Origin of the sequence: Fulvivirga sp. M361, from assembly GCF_007097395.1 — a bacterium.
GTDB lineage: Bacteria > Bacteroidota > Bacteroidia > Cytophagales > Cyclobacteriaceae > Fulvivirga.
Window position 1 is genome coordinate 469,449 of the sequence record NZ_VKDC01000006.1, and the last position, 25,909, is coordinate 495,357.

Annotated in this window: 13 protein-coding genes; 3 read left to right on the top strand and 10 right to left on the bottom strand. The window is 40.6% G+C overall.

The genetic code is table 11. The features are described 5' to 3' along the window. Positions 1-9: 9 nt before the first annotated feature. From FNH22_RS08965 to FNH22_RS08975, 3 genes are all read right to left on the bottom strand, one after another. Complete coding sequence (locus FNH22_RS08965; RefSeq protein WP_143398016.1) at positions 10-3,309, bottom strand: glycoside hydrolase family 2 protein; 3,300 nt, start codon at positions 3,307-3,309, stop codon at positions 10-12. A gap of 73 nt (positions 3,310-3,382) precedes the next feature. Continuing rightward, positions 3,383-4,666, bottom strand: coding sequence for a glycoside hydrolase family 71/99-like protein (locus FNH22_RS08970; RefSeq protein WP_143398017.1), 1,284 nt, complete (start codon positions 4,664-4,666; stop codon positions 3,383-3,385). A gap of 41 nt (positions 4,667-4,707) precedes the next feature. Beyond that, positions 4,708-7,029 (bottom strand): GH92 family glycosyl hydrolase, encoded by a 2,322-nt coding sequence (locus FNH22_RS08975; protein ID WP_143398018.1) that lies wholly within the window; start codon positions 7,027-7,029, stop codon positions 4,708-4,710. A gap of 436 nt (positions 7,030-7,465) precedes the next feature. On the opposite strand from FNH22_RS08975, the gene FNH22_RS08980 reads away from it, so the two are divergent. After that, a complete protein-coding gene (locus FNH22_RS08980) occupies positions 7,466-10,030 on the top strand; it encodes a hypothetical protein (protein WP_143398019.1) in 2,565 nt (854 codons plus the stop codon). A gap of 119 nt (positions 10,031-10,149) precedes the next feature. Here FNH22_RS08980 and FNH22_RS08985 read toward each other — a convergent pair whose 3' ends face one another. The 7 genes from FNH22_RS08985 to FNH22_RS09015 form a co-directional block, all read right to left on the bottom strand. Continuing rightward, a complete protein-coding gene (locus FNH22_RS08985) occupies positions 10,150-11,823 on the bottom strand; it encodes a carbohydrate-binding protein (protein ID WP_143398020.1) in 1,674 nt (557 codons plus the stop codon). Positions 11,824-12,739: 916 nt separating this feature from the next. Then, positions 12,740-13,204 carry an endonuclease domain-containing protein gene (locus FNH22_RS08990; protein WP_255518014.1) on the bottom strand — a complete coding sequence of 155 codons (465 nt, stop codon included), beginning with the start codon at positions 13,202-13,204 and terminating at the stop codon, positions 12,740-12,742. Between the two features lie 234 nt (positions 13,205-13,438). After that, positions 13,439-15,646, bottom strand: coding sequence for a DUF6851 domain-containing protein (locus FNH22_RS08995; protein ID WP_143398021.1), 2,208 nt, complete (start codon positions 15,644-15,646; stop codon positions 13,439-13,441). Between the two features lie 446 nt (positions 15,647-16,092). Beyond that, entirely contained in the window at positions 16,093-18,894 is a 2,802-nt protein-coding gene (locus FNH22_RS09000; protein ID WP_185154140.1) for a pitrilysin family protein, read from the bottom strand. Positions 18,895-19,234: 340 nt separating this feature from the next. Then, positions 19,235-20,416, bottom strand: a complete 1,182-nt coding sequence (locus tag FNH22_RS09005) for a thioredoxin family protein (RefSeq protein WP_143398023.1) — start codon at positions 20,414-20,416, stop codon at positions 19,235-19,237. 36 nt (positions 20,417-20,452) lie between these two features. Further along, positions 20,453-21,649, bottom strand: coding sequence for a thioredoxin family protein (locus FNH22_RS09010; protein WP_143398024.1), 1,197 nt, complete (start codon positions 21,647-21,649; stop codon positions 20,453-20,455). Positions 21,650-21,981: 332 nt separating this feature from the next. Then, complete coding sequence (locus FNH22_RS09015; RefSeq protein WP_143398025.1) at positions 21,982-23,937, bottom strand: FG-GAP-like repeat-containing protein; 1,956 nt, start codon at positions 23,935-23,937, stop codon at positions 21,982-21,984. A 241-nt stretch (positions 23,938-24,178) separates the two neighbouring features. On the opposite strand from FNH22_RS09015, the gene FNH22_RS09020 reads away from it, so the two are divergent. Both FNH22_RS09020 and FNH22_RS09025 read left to right on the top strand, forming a co-directional pair. Next, positions 24,179-24,754, top strand: coding sequence for an RNA polymerase sigma-70 factor (locus FNH22_RS09020; protein WP_143398026.1), 576 nt, complete (start codon positions 24,179-24,181; stop codon positions 24,752-24,754). 107 nt (positions 24,755-24,861) lie between these two features. Then, positions 24,862-25,881 (top strand): FecR family protein, encoded by a 1,020-nt coding sequence (locus FNH22_RS09025; RefSeq protein WP_185154141.1) that lies wholly within the window; start codon positions 24,862-24,864, stop codon positions 25,879-25,881. Positions 25,882-25,909 lie beyond the last annotated feature (28 nt).

The window sequence follows — 25,909 nt, forward strand, 5'->3', positions numbered from 1 at the left end:
TATATACTTTTATTGACCGACGGATGAATTCAACTTGCTCATAAAATCCTGGTCATTAGAAGTTAATTGAATCTTTGTTTTCCAATGGCGGACATCCTTTTCACAGGAAAGTTTTATAAGTACATGATTCCATCCTTTTTCTAAAGGGAGGTTTTCAAACTTTTCATGTTCCACAGGTCTTTCGGAAGAACACAATACCCCGTTGACAGATACCTTTACTTGTTGGCTGCCTTCTACCAGCAGATCTAACTTCGGCATGTCTGGCTCAACCAATAGATTTACCAACGAACGTGGACTATGCAACCAGAAACTGAGGTATACCGTGTCCTTCTCACGCCTCAGACCTTTTAACTTTCCAATATCCAAAAAGCCCCTTGCATTCGTCTTGATCATTTCAGGTTTACGCTTTGATTCATATAGCTGACTGAACTGTTCGTTTGTCATTTTTTCTATGGCTGTGGCTGAAATGTCGGATTCCCGCAAAACCAAAGCACGCTCCAGTTCAGCTTCGGCAGACAATGCCTGCTGGTTTCTTACGGGTACATTCCTTAACGAGATGCCCAGGTTTTTCAATAAGGTTTTCTGTAACTCTTCCCCTTCTCCCTTAAGGGCCAACAGATCAAGCGTGCTTAAATATATTTGTCCATTTCCACTGTTTATCCTGATCATGGCGGCGCCATCCGTTTTGGATTCCAGCTCACTTCGATACACCGCAGCAGTTTTTAAATACTCAGGCCTGGAGTTCCATGTGCTCCAATCCGTATTACAGGCTTCCAGTAGAACATTGCCTTTTTCGACCATTTCACCACTAAGCCCATACTTCATTACCGGTTTCTGTATCCATTCCGTAAAATAGAAATCTTTGTTATTCAGCATGCCCAACATAGTATCATCAGTTTTTACAATAAAAGAAGTTGCCTTTCTGTCAGTTAACTTCAATGGGTATGGCAATATGTGGTTCAGTTTTTCTATACTCTGTGGGGTAACATTCCAGACCAGTACTTTACCCCCATGAGCCAGGCAATTATCAATGATCTTAAAGTCAGTCTGGTCGAGAGTAGGTGCCGTTCCATCGATAACGATCATTTTCAATTCCTTTCCGGAAACAGCTTTTACGAATGGAACACCCAGGTTTGCCCACTGATCTTTCAACAGAGGGCTGTTACCTGGTAGGATGCCTACGGTATGGACAGAAGCCTCCGGTATTGGGGTTTTCTCTAAGGGAGCATCGCTATGAATATTAAATGCTTTCATTGGGCTGGAATTGGCTGCCTGCACCGCATCAAACAGTGGCCAGGGTTTATACAGAGGCAAGTCAACATCATAACCGGGGTTAATGGTGCTTGTATAAGGGCCAATGCGTTCGGGCTGGACGCCAGGGATACCTTCTTTGAATTCGGGGAAGAAAATACCATCTTCAGGTAGGGGAGGGCGAGTAGTATCGGGTAGTCCGAATGCCAGAGGTTTAAGTCCGTACCAGATTATATTGAACACACTACTATAGGTGGCACCGTATTTTTGCTGTAGTTGAATGAGATTGTAGGCTTCAATAGCCAGGCCTTCCATGCGTCCCAGCTGTGATTCGTAAGCCCGGTTGCCATTGATCTTGGATACCTGTCTCGGTGTCCCGTAATATCCCATACCGGTCTCACCGACCCCCCATGGTTTGCCTTGAGACGACCAGTTTTTCATAGAATTTTCATCACCATAATGGCCGATCACCGTAGGAAGAGTGGTAGGGCGTGATGTCTCACCATCCCCGGATATCCAGGCACGTGTAGGATCCAATGCTCTGACAATATTCACCCAATTGTTGATCTCGTCGATCTGACGTTGAACAATATTTTCAGGCGCATGAAAAACATGCAGAGCTACCGGAAGAGTTTCATTGCACACACTCCATCCAAATATTGAAGGATGGTTCCGGTCACGCATTACCAGGCTTTTTACATGTTCCCGGCAGTAATCCCAATAATCGTCCGAATCCATTTTCGGACCACCATCGCTGGACCAAATGCCGGTTTCATCGAGCACACAGATCCCCATTTCATCAGCTACGTCCAGGTAAAAAGACGGAAAGGGCTGGGCGTGCAAACGCACGGCATTGGCATGAGCATCTTTCAACATTCTGAACCACCCCCAGGCATAACGACGTGTCATTTGAGGGATCCCCATAAAATGCCAGGAATCTCCCTTCAGCACAATAGGTGCTCCATTCAAAAGCAGTTGTGTACCCTCCATGGTAAACTGGCGCCAGCCAAAACGAGTATAACAGACATCTATTGCTTTCGTTTTAGAGGTCTGTAAACGAACGACAGCCCCATAAAGGTTGGGTGCGTCAGGAGTCCAGTTTTTCAACTTACCGGCTACTTTCGTATGAAGCTTCACCGTAATACTTTCGCCGGCCTGCAGCTTTACTTTACCTGAACCTTCCATTTGCAAAACTTCTTCCCTCAAAATACCGTTGTCTGCTGGGGCTATGTTTACATGCTGTGATGCAGGTTTTTCCCAGCCTCTTACAGCAGCTTGTATGGTAAATGTCCGGAGCTTCTTTGTATTGTTTTCAATACTAACCGCCAATGTTAATTGATCCTTTTGTACATCCGGCTGTACGAAGACATCAGAAATAGAGAGCTTAGGCAGTGCAATCAGGGAAACATCCTGCCAGATCCCGGCAATGTGTTGCCCCCAAAATGAGCCGGCCACGTAGTTACGCCGTCCGTATTTGCCTTGTTCATCTGTAAGGCTGGCCTTTGCGATACCCACAAGCAGTTCATTTTTTCCATTTTTCAGAAAAGGGGTAGCATCTATTTCTGTAGGAAAAAATATATCAAGGTTTTCCCCCGCCAGTTGGCCATTTATATAGATCTTGGCAAAACCGGCAATGGCTTCAAAGTGTAGTTTGATCTGTTTGTTATCCCAGCTTTTGGGTAGCATAAATTCTTTTTTCATCCAACCCATAGCTGCTTTTTCCCAGGCTTTCGGATAAGAAGGGTAAGTCAGAAAATCACCACCGTTACCTTCGGCAAAGGAATTTACATTCCACGGAGAAGGTACTTTTAACGGAATGGCATCCCAATCAAAAGATCCGGGTTTTTGGAAGAGGCTGATATCTTTCGTATAGACCGGCATAAACTGCCACCTGCCATTTAAACTTAGTTCTTCACGAAATGGCTTCTCCACTTCACTCACCATGCCTTTCATAGGGTTAAAGACATGATCATAAATCTGTTGTGCGGACGTTTTTCCATATATAAGAAAAAACACTAAAAGGGAAACACAACGGAAAAATTGCGCGCTTTTCAACATCTCTAATTGGTTTTACCGGATAATTATTAAATAATTCTGAACATAAACGACTGAAAATATCTTGCTCAAACGATTATCGTTTGGGTTTGACAGTACTAAAAGAATCGTCTCCGTGAAACCACCGCGTACCTTGCCCGGTAAGCCACAGATAATAGTCTGTCTGCAAGTCATCTTCTATGCCTATAAATTTGCGATTCCCATGGTCCGGCGTATCACGTTGATTCACTGATTTGAAAATCGCAGTTCCCTCATCCACCTCATCAAACATGGCCACATACAATGATTTAGCTCCCGAAAGTTTTGCCCCGGCAATTTGTTTCCACAGAAAATCCCCATGGTTACGTGGGGCTATAGTATACTTACCAGGATCATTTTTTAGGTTACCCCAGCTGAAGCCAGGAAACACCAGAGGGACATAATCAACATTATTGGTTTTACACCACTGAATATCGCCGGCCAGGACTTCTTTTGCGATGTTATAACTCTCTGAATTGTAGCGACCTACTGCCCAGGGCATCACAATATCACAACGCTTGATCAGGGAATGTAACGAAGGGTCATGCCGGGTGTCCTTATCCAGGGTTCTCCAGTAATAGGGCACACCTAACATCACCGACACTCTATTTTCAGGGCCTTTAAGATCAGATACCAATTGTTGTATATCCGGAATAGCGTATTTGCGATTATCATTGAACCCTGCACCCCATACAGCCAACAACGGGCGTCCATTGTGTCTCAGGTAGGTAGGATTTTCCTGATGATTGAAAAGGTCAAATTGCTTTTGTAATTCATCCCAATCTTGCAGCAAAAAGACCATATCTTTACCTGATGTGCCACTCAGATCGTACATGATGCAAAGGGCTCTTTCATATTTCTTAGCAGCTTTGAGAGCATTTTTAAGCACTTTGTTAAAATGCCGTTTCCCTTTGGGGTCTTTTATTTCCCCTACAAACCGTTGCATAAAAACCCCGTCAATTCCGTAGGTTTTCATCCATTTAAAGTGCAGGTCAACACTCTCTTCATCGTAAGGGCTGTATAAATAGGCATTGGATCCATCCGCATGTTTGAATGGTGTCACATACTTTTTAGTATATTCAGAAACGTCAGGCCAAAAATCGATGGTTGAACAGCCAGAGTCAAACCCACAGGCCCCTCCATAGTGATACCAGCCTCTTCCGGAATCATCGCCTTCTGCGGCAAACCAACCCTGGTAGCCTGCCATGATCAGGTTTTCATAGGCAGTATATAGCAACCCCGTTTCGTCGTACGTAGAGCCCTGGCTGTTTTCTTCACCAGCAGAACAGCTTAAAAGCAGTAGGGGCAGGGATAATAGAAAATATGGATTTACTTTGTACATTCGATTTTGAAGCCTTACATCAAAAAATTATTGTTTGATCTTTATCTCGGGTGTACATCATGTAGCAGGGGAGACTTGGTACCCCATTGTTTATTGGGAGTATCCCCCATAATGAAAGACAACTCACCACCGGACACGATCTCCTCATGGCTAAAGAATGGTTGCTCTAAATCTCTCCCGTTCAATGTTACAGACTGAATGTATTTATTCTCCTTCGAATTGTTTGCTGCTTTAATTTTAAATGTTTTTCCCTCTTTAAGATGAAGGGTGACCTCATCAAAAAGCGGACGTCCGATGGAATATTGATCCGAACCAGGCAGAAAAGAATAAAAACCCATGGCATTGAGGATGTACCAGGCAGACATTTGTCCGCAGTCTTCATTACCCGGTAACCCATTAGGGTCATTGAAATAAAGTGATTGTAAGATTTGATCTACACGTTCCTGAACTTTCCAGGGCTGACCTACCTGGTTATAAATATGTGTTGTGTGATGTCCCGGTTCATTCCCATGTGCATATTGCCCGATCAGGCCTGAGATATCTGCAGAGACATTTCTTCCTTCCAGAGAAGAATCCATAGAAAATAGTGAATCTAATTTAGTGATAAGCTTTTCCCTGCCTCCCATCAAACCAGCCAGGCCCTGGATGTCTTGAGGGACAAACCAAAGCCATTGCCATGCATTGCCTTCACAATAATCATCACTCCGGTGATTGGAAGCTTTAGGGTTAAAAGGAGTGCGCCAGGAACCATTCAGTAATTTACCCCGCATAAACCCGCTTTCAGGATCATAATAGTTTTCATAATGCTTACTTAGGGTGAAAAATTTTTCAGAGTCTTCTTTTTTACCAAGCATCCCGGCAAACCGGGCAATACACCAGTCATTATAGGCATATTCAAGTCCTCTGGCCACTGACTCATTTTCCTTATCGGAAGGAATGTAACCCAAGCTGTTTTTATAATGTTTGGCTGCAGGCATTAGCTTATGGTGTAAAATACTGCTGTGCATAACCTTCGTGATACCGGAAGTATCATATGAAGAAGCATGCACGCAAGCTTCATACGCTTTTTCAACATCAAAATCCCGGATACCTTTTGCATATGCGTCAACGATCACCGGAACGGCATGATAACCAATCATGGTGCCGGTATAGTTAGAGGATAGTTCCCACTTGGGTAAAACGCCACCCTTGTCATACTTATCGATTAAAGACCTGACCATGTCCTTGGCCCGTTCCGGATCAATGATCGTCAGTAAGGGATGAAGGGCCCTGAAAGTATCCCACAATGAAAATACCGTATAATTGGTATGTTGTTCAGAGGTATAGATCTGATGATCCATCGCCCGATACCTGTTATCTACATCTTCAAAGAGATTAGGAGAAATGGAAGCATGATATAAAGAGGTATAGAAAATCGTCTTTTGTTGCTTATTATCTGTTTTTACGTCAATTTTTCCCAACTGGTGGTTCCAGGTAGATTTTGCTTTCTGCCTGATCCGGTTAAAATCCCAATCGGGTATTTCACTTTTCAAATTCTTTTCAGCACCGGCATAGTCAACGCTCGATATCCCCACCTTTGCCAGGACCGTTGGCTGATTTTTAGTGTCAAAATGCAAAAGGACCTGGACATTTTTACCCGTAAGCTTTTTTTGATTCGGAGAAGGCGGGGTGTTGGTAGTAAAAGTATGACGGAAAGGTTGAGAAAACTCAGCGTAAAAATATACAAACTGATCTTTCGCCCAACCGGAAGTACGTTTTAACCCTCTGATGGTGTTGTTTCCTATAACTTCTATTAGCAGATCTTCATTTTTTTGGTGGTGCAGGTGATGTGTAAGGTCTATCAAAAGCGCGGCTTCTTTATCTTCGGGATATATATATTTGTGAAATCCGGCTCTTTTCGTGGCCGTAAGTGCTACATCGATATTATAATCATCCAGGTGCACCTGGTAATAACCCGGGCTTGCCGTCTCATTTTTATGGGAGAATTTTGAACCAAAACTGACCGGCTGGGTACCTGGGGCTGCATGCTTGTCATCAGTAGGGAAAGTGAAGGGCATAAACAAGATATCCCCATAATCACCTATACCAGTCCCACTTAAATGGGTATGGCTAAAACCAAGAATTGTATCATCGCTATAATGATAACCCGCACAGGCGTCCCACCCGGTGAGACGCGTATCAGGACTCAACTGAACCATACCATAAGGCAATGTAGCACCCGGAAAAGTATGACCGTGGCCTCCTGTTCCTATAAATGTATTGACAAATGGAGTATAATCAACAACGCTTTCCTCCGAATTTTTAGTTGTACAACTCAACCCTAAGACCAGACTCATCCAGACTAAATTCCGGCAAATTTTCATAATGTGATTTTTAGTTTGAAATGTGATCAAACATAGGCCGGACCCTATTAAAAAAGAGTTAATATTTGATTAACGAAAGCCTGTTTTTCGCTTAACTTTTATCTAATGATCGTTTTTGGGCCTTTTCTAAATAAAATGTCCTGGAAAGTTTCACTATATTTTTGGTTGGGCTTGAATCTGTATTCAGGAACCAGGGAGGTGTATCAAGCTGTGAATAAATCGATTGTTGCATAAAATAGGATAAAAAAAAGATGACAATTGGGGGTAATATTCCTTTTCAAGAAGTCAAAAAGACAAGAATCCATTACATATTGCATTTCATGGATATAAATTTTATATTCATTCTCTAACAACGGAAACAGGGTTTTTTAACAGCACAATCTATACATCTGAAGAATTTTTTTAACCACTTTCAGAGAACAAGACCCGATCTGTCATGAAAATGAAGGTACCTTTCCTGCTTATCTTATTTTTTATCTCTGATGCTGTCAGGGCCCAGGACGCACTTTGGTCAGGACTTTACTTTTCTTCGTACGAAGTTATTAAAGACAAACGCACTTCACTTAACCTTACAGCAGATGAGGCTTTTGATCTTTCCAATGGGTTTACCTTAACATTTGATGCAAACTTTAGGTCGGGTGATGGCTATTACGGCTATGTATTCCGCATGATCGATACAAAAAATAATATTGACCTGGTTTCCAATCTGGGTGCGGATTCCGTTAATTTTTGGTTGATATTAAAAGACACCACACTTATTTCATATCAGTGGAAAGATATTCCTAATGGTGGATTTGATCAATGGATGAAAGTTGAATTTCATGTTGACCCTCACAATGCGCAAATTTCTCTTTCGCTCAATAATCATAAACAAGTAAAGACATTCGATGGTCAGTTGGACCTGTCTCATCTCAATATCGTTTTTGGAGCTTGTAATTATACCTCATTTCTCAACTCAGATGTGGCCCCTATGACGTTGAAAGACGTCCGCTTATACGATGACAAACAAAAACTCTACAGACATTGGAAATTGTACAGGCATGGAGAGCAGAATGTTTATGATGAGGTGGCTCATGCTCCGGCAGAGGTGTTGAACCCTTCTTGGTTGATTGACAGGCACACCCAATGGCGTCATCGGAAAAGAATAATGTTCAATAACTTAATTGGTGTAGCACAAAATAAGGCCACTGGAGAGATCTTTTTTGCAGATGATGAGGTTTTATACAGCTATTCCACCGATTCCGATAAGTTAGATACGCTCAAATACCTGGGTGGAACACCCTTCCATTGTCTAAACAATCATATTTTTTATTATGCCTATTCCAACGAACTCTGGTCCTATGACTTTAATAAGAACTATGTAAACAGGTTTGATTTTGCCTCTCGAAAATGGTCTGAATCGGATACCAGTTGTGCTGAGCCTGATTTATGGCATCATAACAGGTTTATTTCACCATACGACTCCTCTTTGATCACTTTTGGTGGATACGGCCATTACACTTATAAAAGTATATTTAACCGTTTTCATCCTCAAAAAGAACTATGGGAAAAGCTTGATGTCAGTAAAAAAATCTCTCCCAGATACTTAAGCGGCATAGGATTTCTTGATAAAAGTAATGTTTTGATTTTCGGTGGGTATGGAAGTAAATCGGGGAGGCAGGAACTTTCACCTGAATTCTACTACGACTTGTATACTGTTGATATTGAAAAACTGTCTGTTGATAAACGCTGGTCTGCTAAAAACACTTCAGGTTTTGTGCCTTGTAACGATCTGCTCTTTGATTCGACCTCGGGAAAATTTCTAACATTATTGTACAACAGTAATTATTTTGATACTTCCCTCAAGCTTGTCAGCTTTGGGCTTGATGCTCCTGAAAAACAGGTATTTGGAGATTCCATACCCTATAAATTTCTCGATACAAAATCCTGGTGTAATCTCTATATGAATAAAACAAAATCAGAACTGATCGCTGTTACGGTCTACAACTCCGAGATGAACCTTTATTCGTTAGCCTGCCCGCCTTTATTAGCCAGGGAGGTTTACCAGGAGGGAAATTTGCTTAATTCCAGGTCAAAGCTTTGGATCCTGATCTCCCTGTCATCAATAACTATACTTATGTTATCCATATTTTGGAACAGGAGGAAAAAGAAGAGAACAGCGCTTTCATCACCCTCTCAAACAACTCCTGTAGCCAGTTATGACGTAGCTTTTAATTCACAAAAACCAGCAGAAGATCAAAAACGGTCAGCTTTCTATTTGTTTGCAGGATTCCAGGTCTTTGATAAATCAGGGCAGGTTATTACCAGTCATTTTACTCCTACACTGAAAGAATTATTTCTGCTGATATTCCTGAATTCTTTTAAAAACGGGAAAGGAGTATCCTCTCAAATACTCAATGAAACACTATGGTTTGATAAATCAGGAGATAGTGCCCGGAACAATCGAAATGTGAATATGAGTAAACTCAGGCCACTACTGGAAGGCGTTGGTTGTATTGAATTGTCAAAGGAGGGTACATTCTGGAAAATCAACCTCCAACAGGAGTTGTACTGCGATTACATTGAGGTCATGTATTTACTCAAAAAAATACAACAATCAACAGAATTACCGGTTAATGAAATTCATAGAGTCATTGCAATCGCTTCCGTAGGAAAATTGCTCCCTGATGTTCAAAATGAATGGATAGATGTATTCAAGGAAGACTTTTCAAACCTGCTCATTGAAGTATTTCTTTTGCTGGCCGAGCGTATCTATGAAAAGGAACCTGACTATGATCTGCTTTATTCTATGGCTAAATGTCTGCTAAAACATGACAGCATAAACGATGAAGCTATAGCCATCAAATGTTCGGCCCTTTACAATTCCGGGAAAAAAGGACAAGCTAAGCATGCGTACGATTCGTTTTGCCTGGAATATAGAAATTTAATGGGAACAGATTTTGATATTTCTTTTCAGGAATTACTTAAAAGGTTAGATGCCAGGTGGTCTCTACTCTCTTAGCAGGAAATTCGAGACCTTGCCACAGCTGTGGAATGCCAAACCACCCTGGTCATAGGTTTTCGATGAAGCTTTCCAAAAACCAGAGTGGTTTCTCACATTAAGATAACGGTACTTTTACCTTATTCGATGACGAATCTTATTTCCTTTTCTGCTGCCAGCAGGTAATAAACACCGGACCGTAAGGTTTCCACCTCTAGTTGTGCCTGCCCTTTGTATACATCGATAGTTACGCTCAATACTTTTTTGCCTGAAGGATCAAGGATAGATAATGACTGATGGCCCTCTTGCAACCCCTGAATATGCAATACGCCTTCTGTAGGGTTTGGATATATGGACACCCCGCTCATATCAAAAGGGTCAGAAGAAGTTTTGTAATCAGCGATTCGGATGTTCATAGCTCCTTTCCTTGTCAGTATCACTTTATCAAGGTTCCACTGCCAGTCTGCGCTTCCTCCGGTCAATCGAATGATGTGGTTACCTGCTGTAAAATTAGCGGTTTGACCGGCGGTTTGGTTTTGATAGGTACTCCAACTTCCGGTGTTGGGTAGTGTGGTGGTGAAAAACGGGGTCCCTGAAACTGAAAACTGAACGGTACGATTGTCAGCAGGAGTAGCATATTGATAAACTACCTCATAAGCCCCATCTTCGGGGATGACCACATTGTAATCCATCCAATCACCCCCATTCACATAATTGATGATGTTACCCGCTTTGTTCGCTCCTAAAGGTACTACTCCATCGTGGTAGGTGCCTCCTGTGGCACCAAAACTTTCTGCTTCAATGATTAAGGAGGAACCAGGACCGCCTGGAGAGTCTACAGGTTTGTATACACGGATCCAATCTACGGTGAAATTATGGTTGTCGAAGTTTGTGATCTCATCGTTGGTAGGTGTGCGACCCTGACAGGCGTTCCAATTCTGGTCTTCCATGTTGATAATAATGTCCATCTCTTTGTTAAGACCCGTTCTGTTATAGGCCTGGCGTGTTGGGGAGGTGATATTTAAAGGGTCAATTCCGTCCTTGCCATTTACGTTGTCCAGATTGTCCATGACCTTGACCAACTGACCGTCTACATAGTACTCCAGGTGAGTGGGACTTTTCCAGTATACCCCGATACGATGCCATGCATCTGTCCAATAAGTTACGTCGCTTCTTGTGTACCACGTGCTGGCATCCCTGGGTTGGTAATCCAGGAAAGGGTTACGAATAAATACATGATGGCTTAAGTGCAATCGTCTTGACAGCCAGTCATTGCGCTGTGCTTTACCACCGTAAGCTTCCAAAATGTCAATTTCCTGGGTATCATCAGGGCTGAGTAGCCAGACATCCGAAGCCATAACAGCATTGGCAATTTTGACACGGGCTTCTACAAAGACAGGATATTTCACCCTTCTTGTAGAGGTAATACACCCGGCTCGGGTAGCGGGAAGGTTCCAGGTCTCTGAAGTTCCATCTCCATTACAATCCGCGTCAAATGATTTCATTTCTCCATTTGCCCGGGATGCCCAAATGTTTAGAACACCTCCGGATACCGCAGTGTGATCTCTTCTCCATATCGTAGGGCCGGGGCCTTCCCAAGAATTGTGATAGAAGTTGGTCCACTTATTACCAAATGTGGCAACATTTGAGGTAGGATTAAATGTGTAGTTAAAATTATCTGAAATGTCTGATTGGAGTTGCCATACTTTGCCGGCTCCGGCATTTGCGGGAACAGGTATTCCGTTCCAGTCTTGTGCTTTAACACCATTACTGAAATAAACGAGCACAAACGTTATATATATTATTTGTTTCATTGTTCTTTAAATTTTCGTTGTTCTTAAAACCGGGTCAACTAACTTCTGAGGTTAGAAAATCCCGATGAATAAGGTTCAGGTTAAGTAGTATGAAAGCGTCAAAGAGGCCAGTTACAAGAGATTCTTTTTGACTGGCTTAGGAGGTCGTTTTTTGTAATGTTTACTTGAGTAAATTTTTTTATTGACATAGTTTTAATGTTTGGATTTGAAAATAATTAACCCATAAGTGACTATCCATCGGCCGTTGGTTATTCACTTTGGTCATCGGTTACGCTGTCAATATTTTAATAAAAACTTAAAACTCGAAGAAAGTCAACTGGACAAAAACTGAACACGTGCAAAACAATCAACATACGATCATTTAGGATATCTGCATTTTGAAAAACTGGACTCATTTGAATGAGACCGTGTTGATGATGGCAGCAGTGAGATGGCAGTGTTTAATATGAGGTATTACCGGGACATCCCTTTTTCGTTAACGTTGTATCTTCTGCTCACGTTTTCTGATTGTGGGATCGCTTCACACCGTGCTTTGGCCAGCGCAACTGTGTCCGCGACGACGAGAAAAATAAAAGACAGAGAGGATACTTTCTTTTACTCTTGACGCCATCGCGACGATAAATTAACATTTAATCCAAAACACTTAACCTTCTGGAAAATGAATTGTCATCTAATATCAACCTTAAAACATAAATGCCTTTTGGTAAATGTGGCAGTTTTATTTTGATGGAATTTGACGGCTGACTTGTTGTAAACTGGTAGGAGAGGTCAATATTGTATCCGTTGGCACTGACGAGATGAACTTCTTTCCTGACTTCCACACTGGGACACCCATTACTTTAAACCGATATGTCTGCGTTATGATTTTCCCCAGCTGGCGGGGGCCAGTGGGTGGAGCTTTGGCATGTTTTTCAATTCAACTCGCAATGCTACTGAAAACTCGATCTATTTGCTGTAGCACTTCTTCATCAGTATACTTCAAAACCGTGAAACCATGTTTTTCGAGGTCTGAGGTTCTCTTCTTGTCGTTTAGAGCTATACCCTGGTAGGTATGTGTAATTCCATCAACTTCTATAATGAGATTTAACTCCTTACACATAAAATCGTCGATATAGTTTAGAACAGGCCTTTGTCTGCGGAATTGGTATCTCTTCATCATTCTTGCTTTCAACACATACTTCCATAAGCACGCTTCAGCCTTAGTCATATCTGATCTTAGCGCTTTGGCGAATGGCTGAAGCTTCTTGTTGCAATGACTATTGTTTTGGTTGGTCATATTATTTGGGTTTATGTTTAGAGTTATGTGAAGATCCACCCCCTGGCCCCCGCCAGCGGGGGAAACATTTCGATAGAAATCAATCCAGTTTTTCAATATTTCCATTAGCTGAAATTAAATCATCCAATGCAAAAATCTCACTTTTATCTAAGACAGCCTTTGTTAGCTTTTTCACAAACAAACGCCCAAAAACTTACACAAATAACCGTTGGAACACCCTATTAAGACAGAATGAAAACTTAAAAGTATAATAATTAGTAAGTTATGAAATCATTGAATTTAGGTTGCGGAAGTCAGGAGAGATCATACTTGCTTTTGATCTTCTATAATGAATTACGTTTAATCCAAAATACTTAACCTTCTGGAAAATGAATTGTCCTCAGATAATAATCTCAAAACATAAATACCTTTTGGTAAATGTGGCAGTTTTATTTTGATGGAATTTGACGGCTGACTTGTTGTAAACTGGTAGGAGAGGTCAATATTTTGTCCGTTGGCACTGACGAGATGAACTTTTTTCAACGGTAACGGATCCATATCAGTCAAATGTATAAATGACCCTCCGGATACAGGATTGGGATACAGACTAAATGCTCCTTCCAGATCTCTTTCTATGCTTACAATGGTGCCATCGAAGAATTTTTCACCATATTCAAAAGCATTTTTTCCAACCTTTTCGCCTATCAACCTGCCGGGAATATCATCAACCGGAGGATGTATACCTCCCCATATGCGGGACAAGCTACACTGATCGGAGGCATCATAGTACTTCGCCCATTGAAGTATTATATCTTCACTGGGCCCCTCTTCAAAAACAAGAAACTCATTTTTAGCAGCGATAAACTCACCTACTCCTCCGGGGAAATATTCATCTCCGGTAAATAAGGACAGTACCTCAGCGGCAGCTCTCGAATAAGTGGAGTGACCTGAAACATATCCGGCAAAAGGAGGGGTAACAAAAGTAGGTCGCTGGTAAGGCCACCAATTCTCGGCCAGTATCCATCCGACTCCGGCTTCATCTACTTTAGGGTCGACGATAAAATCAGGTCCCTTCCATGCCAGCAACTTTATTTTCCCAACATTTTCATTCATCGATCCGGCAAGAGGGTCACCTTCTTCCACTAATTCAATATATCCTTCTACCAATGGTACACCCGCTTCATTATAATTCATTTTAGCAGGGTCTGAAGCCTGCCCTTTATCCGCCATGTATCGGATGGCTGAAATGGGCCTGATATAGTCGTAATACCCTTTGATTCCCCATGCACTAATAGCGGCATCATGCATAGCGCCACCAAGCATAAAGTAACTCTTGACGTCCCATTCCAAATCGTCCATCACATCGCCTTGTCCCTTAAACTTCTTGACGAGCTCAGGGTGATCATTTACGTAGTTCAGAATAGTGAACCAATGGCCCGGAGGTGTTTCTGAGTCTGGCCCATCGGCCCAAAACTCTGCTAATACACGGCCATAATCGCCACGCGAAACAAGTTGCTCCGGGTAAGGTTGTCCTGTTTTGGGGTTTATCGTATACCCGCTACCAGGATCTCCTCCTTCTATTTGATTATAAAACGCTTTGAGTCCGGCTATAGTAGTTGGAAAGTCTGAAATATTAAGGTTTCCGATACCACCGGGAGAAATATCCCACATTATCCCATCCGATGGGTCCAGGTGGGAAGACCAGATTGAAACCAGGTTAAATCCCCATTTATAATCGTCTGAAGCAGCATTGTTGGCAGGGTTGATATAAGCTGGTGCACCCGGATCATGATAGACCTTATATTCTACTCCATCTTTATCATAGGTGATAGCATCTTCTTCTGTCAATGAAAATGGAACGGTATTTCCCCATTCAGGGCTTAAAAACTCCGGGATTTCCCCTGGGATCTCATTTCCTGCCTGGTCTATAAACACGTCAAAAGCCAATGGTTGCCACCGATTAGGGTCCGTTATATTCTGGCTGCCTGGTTTGGCGACAACCATGGGGACGTTGGCAGGTTCATAAAACAGGTTTTCATATTCATCTACTTCATTTGAGCCGTCCTGAAGTCCAAATTCGATTATTTTTGCTGCCAAATAATTTCCCAAAGCTGCAGGCGAACCGGAAGTGTAATCCTGCGATTCCTCGTTGATATTATAGCCTAACGTAATCATTAAATCGTTTGCCAGGGTATTCGTTTCTACTGAACCGGGAGAATTTTTGAATCGGTGGGTAATAAGTCTGTAAGAGGCATAGCTTAAAGCTTCTTTTTGTGCTTCAGCAATGTTTGAAGGCAAAGAAACTCCATCAAAATCAATCTTAAACCCTCCTATACTTCTTCCCAGAAAAAAATTGACTGACCCGGGGTCATATACCGACCAGCAGTCATACATGGCCGCAGAAATATGGAACAAGTTACGGGCATGAACCGTAGGTCTGGCGAAATCATTTCGAATACCCTCCAAAAGCACTTCATTCCACATTCTGGCCACAGTATGCTGGGCACTGGAAGAATAACCAACAGTTAGCAAGTAGATTAAAAGAGAAAAAAGTAATGTTTTTTTCATGTCTTTCAGTTTAATATCCATGAGATAGTGAACTTAATATTAATGTAAATCCGAATATAAAACATTTCTTGTCACCATGCTTTTTGCGGGCATAAGAGTAGGTAAAGAGGTGGCATCCTCCCTGTTTGAGGAGATTGCTCCAGCTTTTCAACACGAAACCCTACCCAAAAGCTTCCTAAAGACGTTTGCTAATACGGTTAATAGGTTTAAATCCAAAAAACTCGCGATAATATTATTCAAAAAAAATGACACAACAAGTTAATCAATGCCAAGAAAATCAACATCAGAGTATGAGTTCGGGATGACCATTTCAGAAAAGACCATTACCACTTATCGTCACTGCCGAATCAAGGTAAGAGTGAAGAAGAAGTTTCCTTATAGGGTAGAAGTTACTCCATCTGCTGACACAAGGTCTGCACCGAGACCTATACTGACGAGCTGATATTTTACTCAGGTTTCATAATAACACTTACAGTATTGCTGGTATTCATGATATCCCTCAATTTCTTTGTGAATTTCTCAATGGTCATTTTGTTTAAAATAGTTTCATAATTTTCTGATAGCGCTGTATTATATCCAATTTGATATTGATTAATGATTCCGGAAAGGAATGTATTATTTTGCTCTAACGACTGCTCCCGGCTTTTGATCATTTCTTCTACAGCTTTTTTGTAATCTTCTTCTTTCGGGCCGTTGTCCAGAAGGTTCTTCATTTCTGCATGAATAATTCCAACGAGTTTATCCGCTTTATCAGGATTACAGTCAAAATACATGGTGAGACTATAACTATCATAAGGAATGCTGGAGAATGAATTGTAGACGCTCACCCCGTAGCTTCCTCCTTCCTGTTCTCTTATGGTTTCAAAGTATCGTTGTGAAAGTATTCCTTTAGCTATGGCTAATACCATGGCGGATTCTCTTGAATATTTTGCTTCCCCCTGGTATTTTATAAAATTCGTCTGCTTCGAAACTTCCATGGGCTGCGAAAACATTTTTATGTATCCATTACCATGCGGACGAACCCCGTCATCTTTCCAATGTTCTCTTCTCCCGTTATCGGAAATAGCTCCGATGTATTTTTCTACTAACGGAATGAAGGAGGCTTCATCAATGGCCCCAACAAAAGCAAAGACAAAGTCTCCCGCGTTACTGATCCTGTCACGGTAAATTCCTTCTACTTTCTCAAAAGCAATATTATCTACAAATTCAAGGCTCTGAATGGGTCTTCTCGATAGGTTATCTCCGGACATGGTTACTAAAATCGAATCTCTCATAATCTTTTGAGGGTTTGTAGCAGCATTTTTAAGGCGTAGCTTCATGTTGGCCACTACGGTTTCATAGCTTTCCCTATCAAAACGAGGTGCTTCAAAAGTCAGGTAAATTAACTTCATCAGGGTTTCAATATCCTTTGGTGTAGACGACCCGTTTAATCCTTCTGAAAATTGACTGATCCGCGCCCAAATGCTAACTTGTTTGCCTACCAGCAGTTTTTTTAAATTTTCTAAATTATGTTCACCAATGCCGCTTTCATCAGCGATCTGAGCTGTTGCACTGGCGGTTGGCAAGGCGTCATCTGCAAGTAAAGACATACCTCCTCGACTGTAAGCATTAAACAGGATCTGGTTTTCATTTTTATCGGTAGGGTAGACCACCACTTTTGCTCCGTTACTCAATGTATATTCTTTGGCTTCCAACCCATTTAGAGTGGCTGTAGCTACAGTTTTCCCGGGAGTGAGTTCATTGGCAACCAAAGGACTACTTACTACATGGTCCACAAATACTTCAACAGGCTCTTTTTTCACTTCTTTGAATATTCCTTCAATTTGCTCTTTGGATGGATATTCAAAATCCACATTTTTAGGACCGGTGATTTTAACAGTCACATTATCCTCTGTGCTCCATTTTTTGGCTAAAATGCCAACTTCTCCCACAGTGATTTTTGGTAATTCATTCTTCACAAAGTCCAGCTCAAAGGCTACTCCCGGCTTTGGCTCACCTACTAAATAATGATTTTGGATACTTCTTGCTAACCTGTCATTACTCACTTCCTTTCGGTTTTTGAATGCCTCTTCGTAAGCAGTTAACATTTTTATTTTAGCTCTTTCCAATTCAGTAGGAGTGAAGCCATGTCTTTTTACCCGCTCATTTTCGATAAGCAATGCCTTCATAGCCCCCAATACATCCTTATGATCAGGTTTAGCTCCACCCATATAAAAGACATCCGAGGTCCTTACAAAATTGTAGTATCCTATTTGCGCGCCCTTAAAGGGTGTATGGGGTTTTTGCTGGATATTGTTCAATCTCTCGGCCATGATAGATCTGTGCAACGACGTCAAAAGGTCATCGCGCAAGTAGTCAATATCTCTATTCTCCCTCTTAGTAGTGGGGTGCTTGATCATGATGGTGAATTGCACGTACTGTGCTTCTTCATCGGTAGCAAAATCATAGATAATACCTTCATTATCACCAACAGGGTATTCTAACCTTTTAGCAGGATCATTTGGAGCACCAATTCCGGAGAGTATTCTCTTAACACGTTCCTCCATTTTGTCCGAATCAAAATCGCCAACGATCACAACTGCCTGCAAGTCCGGGCGATACCACTTTTTATAAAAAGAACGGATCGCACTATAAGGGCTGTTTTCTACAACATCCATATCACCGATCACATCTCTGATGGCATACTTGGACTCATAATAAGTGATTGGCGCTAATTTTTTTGACATACGCCTTCCTGCGTTGTTTCTTGTTCTCCATTCCTCTTTGATCACGCCCCGTTCTGCATCGATTTCTTCACCTGCCAATGTCAGCGAACCGGACCAGTCGTGCAAAATCAACACACAGGAATCCATCACGTCGGGGTTTCCTGTGGGTACATTACTGAAGTTGTACACGGTTTCATCTGTATTGGTATAAGCATTGATATTTTTCCCAAATTGCACACCCTGTCTTTCGAGGAAATCTTTAACCCCTTTACCTTTGAAGTTATCAGACCCGTTGAAAGCAAGATGCTCAAGCATATGTGCCAGCCCATTCTGGTGATCTTCTTCCAGTATAGCACCTACATTCTGAACCAGGTAGAAACTAGCTCTGTCTTTTGGCTCTTCATTATGAAGGATATAATAAGTCATGCCATTCTCCAGTACCCCATATCGAATATCAGGATCAAGCAATTGAGGTCTTTCCTGGGCGGTTAGGGTAAGCGTACCAAACACACATAGCACCCATGTCAGTTTTAGTTTTTTCATTATTCCTCTTTTGTTCTTTAGCTTTTTATTAAGTTCAATATGCGATCTGTAAAATGTAAATAACATGGCCTTTGGTTGTTGTAATCTTATTTTTGAGTTTCTTGTAAAGCTCAAATCTATAGCTTTTTGAATGACTTTGATCCACATTCCAAAAATTCAGCGTACTCATCACTATCTGACGTATAGCCGGCAGGCGGATTGAGCATCGGTTTGCCATCCCGGTACAGCAAAATTGTTAATAACTTTTTTGTATTTGATTGATAATCAATTATTTATTTGTATTTTGTATAGTAGAAATTTGAACCAAACTCGCGCTGTTTCCATTAGCTTTCATAACCAACTATTGCATAGAGATTAGAGAGATTAATTTCTTTGTTTCAGAGGTATTCTCAGAAGGTTCAGCGATTGAAATGGCTTTAGTAGCCGCCTTTAACGCTCCTTTGTTATCTCCCATTTTATGAAGTAGTGCAGCTTTGGTGTCGTTATTGGCATAGCAAGTTTTAAGTTTGATAGAGCGATTAACCCATGATAAGGCCAACTTCAGGGATGATTTATCTGTTATATTTTTGTTTTTATATACCTGCCAAGCATATGCATTAAGTGATTGCCAATTGCCGGTATCATATGTCGTCACATAATGGTCCACTACTTTTACATAAGATGTCCAATCCTTCTTTCTCGAGAAGTAATAGATATCAGCATAAGCCAAAAGCTTGTCCGGATCATCAATCGATGAAGCCTTAACTTCTGATTTTTTCATTTCCCATTGTAAGGAATCATTGGAGTATAGTGCATTAAAAAGACTGGAACGATATACATTATAGATTTTATCATTTACTTCTTTTTCTGAGGTGATGTTTTCATATGCCTCCCTGTTTTCCAGAAGGAATACGAACTGGGGATGACCGGAGCGGTTGACATGCTTATTGATGACTTCAAAATTCTCTTTGGTCAGTAGTTCACTATCCGGTAATTGATAAAAGTACCAGTCTAAAACCTCTTGCACTGACTTTCCGGCTTCTTTTTGACTTGACATATACTCCCTGATAAATGGTCTTGAGCGATCACCGTTTTTATAGCGTTTCACCATTCCGGCAAAGTTCTTTTCAGGGTCTGCAGCAATTTTTCCCAGGGCAAGGAATTTTTCTGCATCGAGAGCACCAGTTGTTCTGTGTACTATCTCGCCATCACTGTTTAAGAAAAGTAATGTTGGATAAGCTTTGATCTCAAATTCTTTGGCTAGTTCTATGCCTTCTCCTTTTTCCATATCCAGTTCATAGGATATGAAATTCTCTTTGTAAAACTTCCCTACTTTTTCGTCGGTAAATGTGTTTTTGACCATCCATTTGCAGGGCCCGCACCAACTTGTATTAGCATCAAAAAAGATCAGTTTGTCAGATGCTTTTGCCAGCTTCTTTATTTCATTCCACGTCCCTTCTTCAAATTCTAGTCCCTGCCCTGAGACTAAATAGGGTATCATTATAGAACAAAATAAAACGCCGATCGACTTTAGTATCTTCATGGTTCAATTATTTGAGTTGATAAAAATATCGTTGCATCAGACTGATCCTTTTATCTTTGTAATCAGTTCTATGGTGGGTGAAGTATATGATTTTTCTTTCTCTTCCTCAGTTGCGAGTGACAGTGCAGTCTTTGCTGATTTAAGTGCTTTTTTAGGCTTGTTCATTTTTAAAAGGAGGGCGGCTTTTGCGTGATTGTTGCGGTATTTATTTTCCATTTTTATAGAAAGGTTGATCCACTCTAAAGCCAGTGTCCAGTGATCTTTACGTGTAATGGCATCATTCTTAGCCACCTGTAACGTATAGTACCCTATATCTCCCGCACTTATATCATAATTATTAATGTAGTCGTTAATGGTGGTCACATAGTTATCCCAGTTTTTGTTTCGCGCATGGTAGTAAATGCTGACCCTTGTAACGAGTTTACCGGCATCTTCGAATCCTGATTTGTGTGTACGCATCTTAGCCTTTTCCCAGCGATCAACATCGTCTGAGTACATAGCCATGACCAGTAAGGTATTGTAAGCATCATACAGTGTTTTTTCTACTTCTTCTGCACCTACAAGTTTTTCATAATTGACCCGGTTCTTTTCCAGGAAAACAAACTTTGGGTGAAGAGGATTACCGGCCATCTTTTTTATTAGCTCGAAATTTTCTGCTGTTAGTAACTCTTCGTCAGTAGTATAGTTAAAATACCAATCTATTATTTCTTTCCTGGGTTCACTTGCATCTCGTAAGGCAAATAAATACCTCCGTATAAACTCAGGGGTGCGATTTCCCTCTTTGTACTGTACCTTCAACCCTTCGAGACGCATTGTAGGATCAATGGCTTGTTTTGCAAATGCTATAAAGGCCTTTGGCCCTTTGGCACCACTTCCTTTATGCACCACCTTTTCATTTTTATCTATGAACAAATAAGTGGGATATTGAGTGATCCTGAATTTCTTTGAAAGCATAGGACCTTCCCCTTTTTCCATATCCTGTTTGAAGGGAATGACATTTTTATTATAAAATTCACCTGTTTCCTTGTCCAAAAAGGTGTTTTTGTCCATCCATTTGCATGGACCACACCAACTCGTATAGGCATCGAAAAAAATTAGCTTATTTTCTTTCTTAGCCAGGGCTTTGATTTCTTCCCAGCTTCCACCACAGAATTCTATTCCTTGTGTAAAACCAAAAGTTGAGATCAATATGAAAACCAATATGATACCTTTGAATTTGTTTGTTTTATTCAATTGTTCCGAGAATTTATTTTATAATATACTTTAACATCTATGAAGATTTGTTGATGGGCTGTTATCTGAAATGGACAGTTGTCATAAACATCCTACATGTTAAGTTTGGTTATGAAGTATATACACTTAATCCGGGTGTCACACCTATTTTGAAAAGGCCATTAGGTAGGAAATATTGAATAAATTAAAAGAACGGCTCCTGATGTTGTTTAACGGTAATTAACCAGGTACTGCGTGTCAACATTTCAAGATGTTATATCCAGGTTAAACTTATTTCTCACCTGGTAATACGCCTGAATTGTGTTTTACACCTATCCGGGAACTTGTAATTGTTAATCCTGGATCATTAATCGGCCAATACCCAGAATTCTTAGAGCACTATAGGCTTTATAAAAATAACTACCTGAACTTAATCCGTCTTTTTTAATGATAGTAGCATCAGGTAAATCGAGATGTTGATATACAACTCTGCCATGTGCATCAAAAATGATAAGCGATATATTCCGTTCTCCCGCAATTCTATTGAAGCGTACTGTTCCCTGAGTTAATATTGGATTGGGAAATATAGTGAAATCAGGATCTTCCCATTGTTCATCGATGATTGATGTTATCGTTGATACTTTACAGCCATTGTTATAAGAAGCTTTTGGATTGTAGTAGTCATTACCGGTTTGCATACATCCGATGATGCGGACCTTATCACTTCCTTCCAGAATATGGTAGGATTCGTTCGCCTCAAAATTTTTAAATACCTGAGTATGGATACCGGGCCATATCACCTTTATTGAATCTATGAGCTGGCTACTCCCCAAACCAAAGTGTAAGATGCTTGAGTTATGAGAGGCATGACCTGAGCCACCCGATAGTTCTCTTATCTGAAGATTATCCTGTTGATAAACAACCACCTTTGATCCAATGGCACTTCTATTACTTGTCGTACCTTCCAACTTGATTTTCAGCCAGTGATTTGATGTAGACAGGTTGTTATTATAAAGCAATGTGTTATTAATGGCACCTGAACTTCTGGATAGACTGGTTATAATAAGATCCATGTCACCATCATTGTCGTAGTCAAATGTGGCACTTCCTCTTGCAATACCATAGTCAGCAACACCTTCATTTTCAGAGACATCTTCAAATGTATTGTCTCCTGAATTTTTGAATAATTTGTTAGGGTCTTTTTCTGCGTTTTTAATGAACGAAGCGGCTGGTGTATGACCGTTGGCCACAAACAGATCCTGGTACCCGTCTAAGTCGTAGTCGAAAAAGTTGGCTCCCCAGCTGGTTGAGAAAAGATCACCCTCAAATTCATTGCCCACGCCTGCAATGTCTGTGATGTCTTTAAAGGTGTTGTCATTTTGATTTTCGTAAAGGACGTTTTTACCCAGGTTTGTAGAGTAGTAATCAAATTTTCCATCATTGTTGATGTCTCCTACAGCAATGCCCATACCATAAATACGGGCATTCAGACCTGATGATTTACTCTTATCGTGAAAAGTGGTTTGAGGATATTGATTTTCATATAGCGTGTTAGGGGTGAGCCACCCGCCAAAATCGTTCGCAATGTAAATGTCAGGTTTCGTATCATGGTTATAATCGGTAAAAGCCACAGCCAGCCCACAGCCTTCATTATCAATCCCAAAAGAAGCGGCTGATTCAGTAAAGGTTCCATCACCATTATTAATATAAAATTGATCCGCGTAACAACCATGATCAAAGCCAATCACCTCGCCATTTATATTTCGGATCAGCTTTGTCTCCTTAATATAATTAACAACATAAATATCGAGCAGGCCATCCCGGTTAACGTCTGAAAACGCTGCTCCCGTACTCCATACATTGCCTGTTATTCCTGCCTCATTTGATCGTTCCAGGAAAGTCCCGTTTCCCTGGTTAATGTAGAGTAAATTGGGGCGTAAACTTTCAGTAGTCACGAAAAGATCTACCAGTCCATTATTATTGATATCTCCTGCAATTACTCCTGAAGTTTTTATCGTTTCTTTGAGCACAATACCGGCCATTCCACTCACATCTTCAAATGTACCGTCCCCTATATTTCGATAGAGCTTATTTTGCCTTGTGCCACCGGTCAAATAGATATCTTCAAAGCCATCATTGTTATAGTCAAAAATGGCAACACCACCACCGAAAAGATTGGAAGATATGTGGCTGTGACTGATGCCTGAAGATCCACTTACATTAGTAAATGTTTGAGAATTTCCTTGATTGAAAAAAAATATGCACGTTATGAATAGTATTATTTCAGATGCATATAACAGATTTTTCATATTTATTAAAAGTGTGTTGTTGTATTTCGATTTTGGTTGCCTAAGACACTGAAATGGAATTAAAATGATTTGATTCACCTACTTAGTAGTACACGCGTAATGTATTTTACACCTATCCGCCACCTTCAAATAATTATATTTAGTTAAGAATAGTAATAACCTCTGATTTTTATTTTAAAGAAAAAATCAACTTACTTTATAATATGGCACGAAGTATAACTTTTTCAAAAAGTCATCCTGTTTGAACAAATTTGATCCAAATATTACACAAGAATTAGTGAGGAAATTAAGTTCCGGAGATCAGCGAGCATTCAAAACTTTATATGATTATTATGGAAGAAAACTATACTATCTGGGCCGGAAATATCAACTATCCGAAGACGAAAGTTCAGAGATTGTTCAGGATGTTTTTTTTAAAGTATGGCAGAAAAGAAAGGAGTTAAATCCTGCCTATTCTTTTAACTCCTACTTAATAACGATAGCCAAAAATTTGATCTTTAATGGGATTAGAAAAAGTGCATATAAAAGGGCCTATCTTTCTGACTTAGACAGCTCCGATTTTTCTCACAATGATACTGAAAAGTCAGTTATCTATTTAGATCTAGAAAAGATAGCCTCCGAAGCCATAGAGCAATTACCTCCCAAGAGGAAAAACATTTTTAAGCTAAGTCGGGAATCAGGAATGAGCAATCAGGAAATCGCTGAATCGCTTAACATATCCAAGAGTACAGTTGAAAACCAAATGAATAAGTGTCTGAAGTTTTTAAAACATTACCTCAGACATACCGCCGAAATAATCTACAAAGGCAATCAATAAGGTACTTTTATTAGGCAAAAGCACTCCACATAATTTTCTTCATAAAAAATATTCAGGCACAAAGTAGGTGCATGGTTCTCACTGTGTGTAACTATAATCAACGACCAATGAAAACGAAGGTGACGAAGGAATTATTAGAAAAATTTTTTAAAGGAAAATGTACTGCTGAAGAAGAGGGCAAGGTTTTGCAATGGATGAAAGACAGGTCTGATAAAAACATGCTTCATAAGATAGAGCAGGACTGGATGAGCATTAATGAAGATGATTTTCCTGTGGAGGATACGTTCGAACGTAGCTTCGGAGAATTGCAAAAGAAAATTAACAGTCAACCTAAAGTTATCCGACTTAAACCCTGGATGAAGGTAGCTGCCTCTTTGTTACTGGTTGCTTCTTTATCACTAGTCCTCTTTTTCTATGATCAGACGAAAGAGGATGCCTATATCACAAAACACATTCAAAAAGGAAATCCGTCTGTATTCACTTTTAACGATGGTTCGAAAGTAACCTTAAGTGCCGGAAGTACTATTAGCTATCCTGTAAAGTTTGCCAGTAATAAACCTGTTTACCTTGAAGGCCAAGCTCATTTTGATATTTCATCAGACAGTGAGGTAACCATTTTTGCGGGAAATGTTAAGGCCAGGGCCTCACAATCTTCCTTTAATATTTCTGCTTTTCCGGAAGATGAAGAAGTAGTTGTGTCTGTTTTGGAAGGCCAAGCCGAAGTTACGGGTGATAAACGTCTACTCAAACTATATAAACCCAAAACCATTCCTCTAACAAAATTAAGGCCTGCAATTACCGTCAGAGACAACGAATATTTAGCCTTCAATAAAGATGAAGATACTCTGAGCAAAGGGGAAGATTTTGACCAGAAAGAAGTGTCTGCCTGGAAGGAGGGTGTGATCTATTTTAACAATGCTGATTCGGTTGAAATGATCAAGAAGCTGGAGAGATGGTATGGTGTTGATATCACAGTGAGCGGATGCCTCGGACAGCAAACTTTTAACGGTGAATACGCCGGTAAAAGTCTTGATGAAATCCTGATGACAATTAAGACAAATGAAAGCCCCCCACTGGAATTTATAAGAAAGGAAGATCATATACTGATAAATGGAATCTGTATATGATGGAAATCATAGTGAAACTAAACTAATT

Coding starts and splice junctions, on each gene's coding strand:
- FNH22_RS08965 (WP_143398016.1), bottom strand. CDS start 3,309: ATGTTGAAAAGCGCGCAATTTTTCCGTTGTGTTTCCCTTTTAGTGTTT.
- FNH22_RS08970 (WP_143398017.1), bottom strand. CDS start 4,666: ATGTACAAAGTAAATCCATATTTTCTATTATCCCTGCCCCTACTGCTT.
- FNH22_RS08975 (WP_143398018.1), bottom strand. CDS start 7,029: ATGAAAATTTGCCGGAATTTAGTCTGGATGAGTCTGGTCTTAGGGTTG.
- FNH22_RS08980 (WP_143398019.1), top strand. CDS start 7,466: ATGAAAATGAAGGTACCTTTCCTGCTTATCTTATTTTTTATCTCTGAT.
- FNH22_RS08985 (WP_143398020.1), bottom strand. CDS start 11,823: ATGAAACAAATAATATATATAACGTTTGTGCTCGTTTATTTCAGTAAT.
- FNH22_RS08990 (WP_255518014.1), bottom strand. CDS start 13,204: ATGGAAATATTGAAAAACTGGATTGATTTCTATCGAAATGTTTCCCCC.
- FNH22_RS08995 (WP_143398021.1), bottom strand. CDS start 15,646: ATGAAAAAAACATTACTTTTTTCTCTTTTAATCTACTTGCTAACTGTT.
- FNH22_RS09000 (WP_185154140.1), bottom strand. CDS start 18,894: ATGAAAAAACTAAAACTGACATGGGTGCTATGTGTGTTTGGTACGCTT.
- FNH22_RS09005 (WP_143398023.1), bottom strand. CDS start 20,416: ATGAAGATACTAAAGTCGATCGGCGTTTTATTTTGTTCTATAATGATA.
- FNH22_RS09015 (WP_143398025.1), bottom strand. CDS start 23,937: ATGAAAAATCTGTTATATGCATCTGAAATAATACTATTCATAACGTGC.
- FNH22_RS09025 (WP_185154141.1), top strand. CDS start 24,862: ATGAAAACGAAGGTGACGAAGGAATTATTAGAAAAATTTTTTAAAGGA.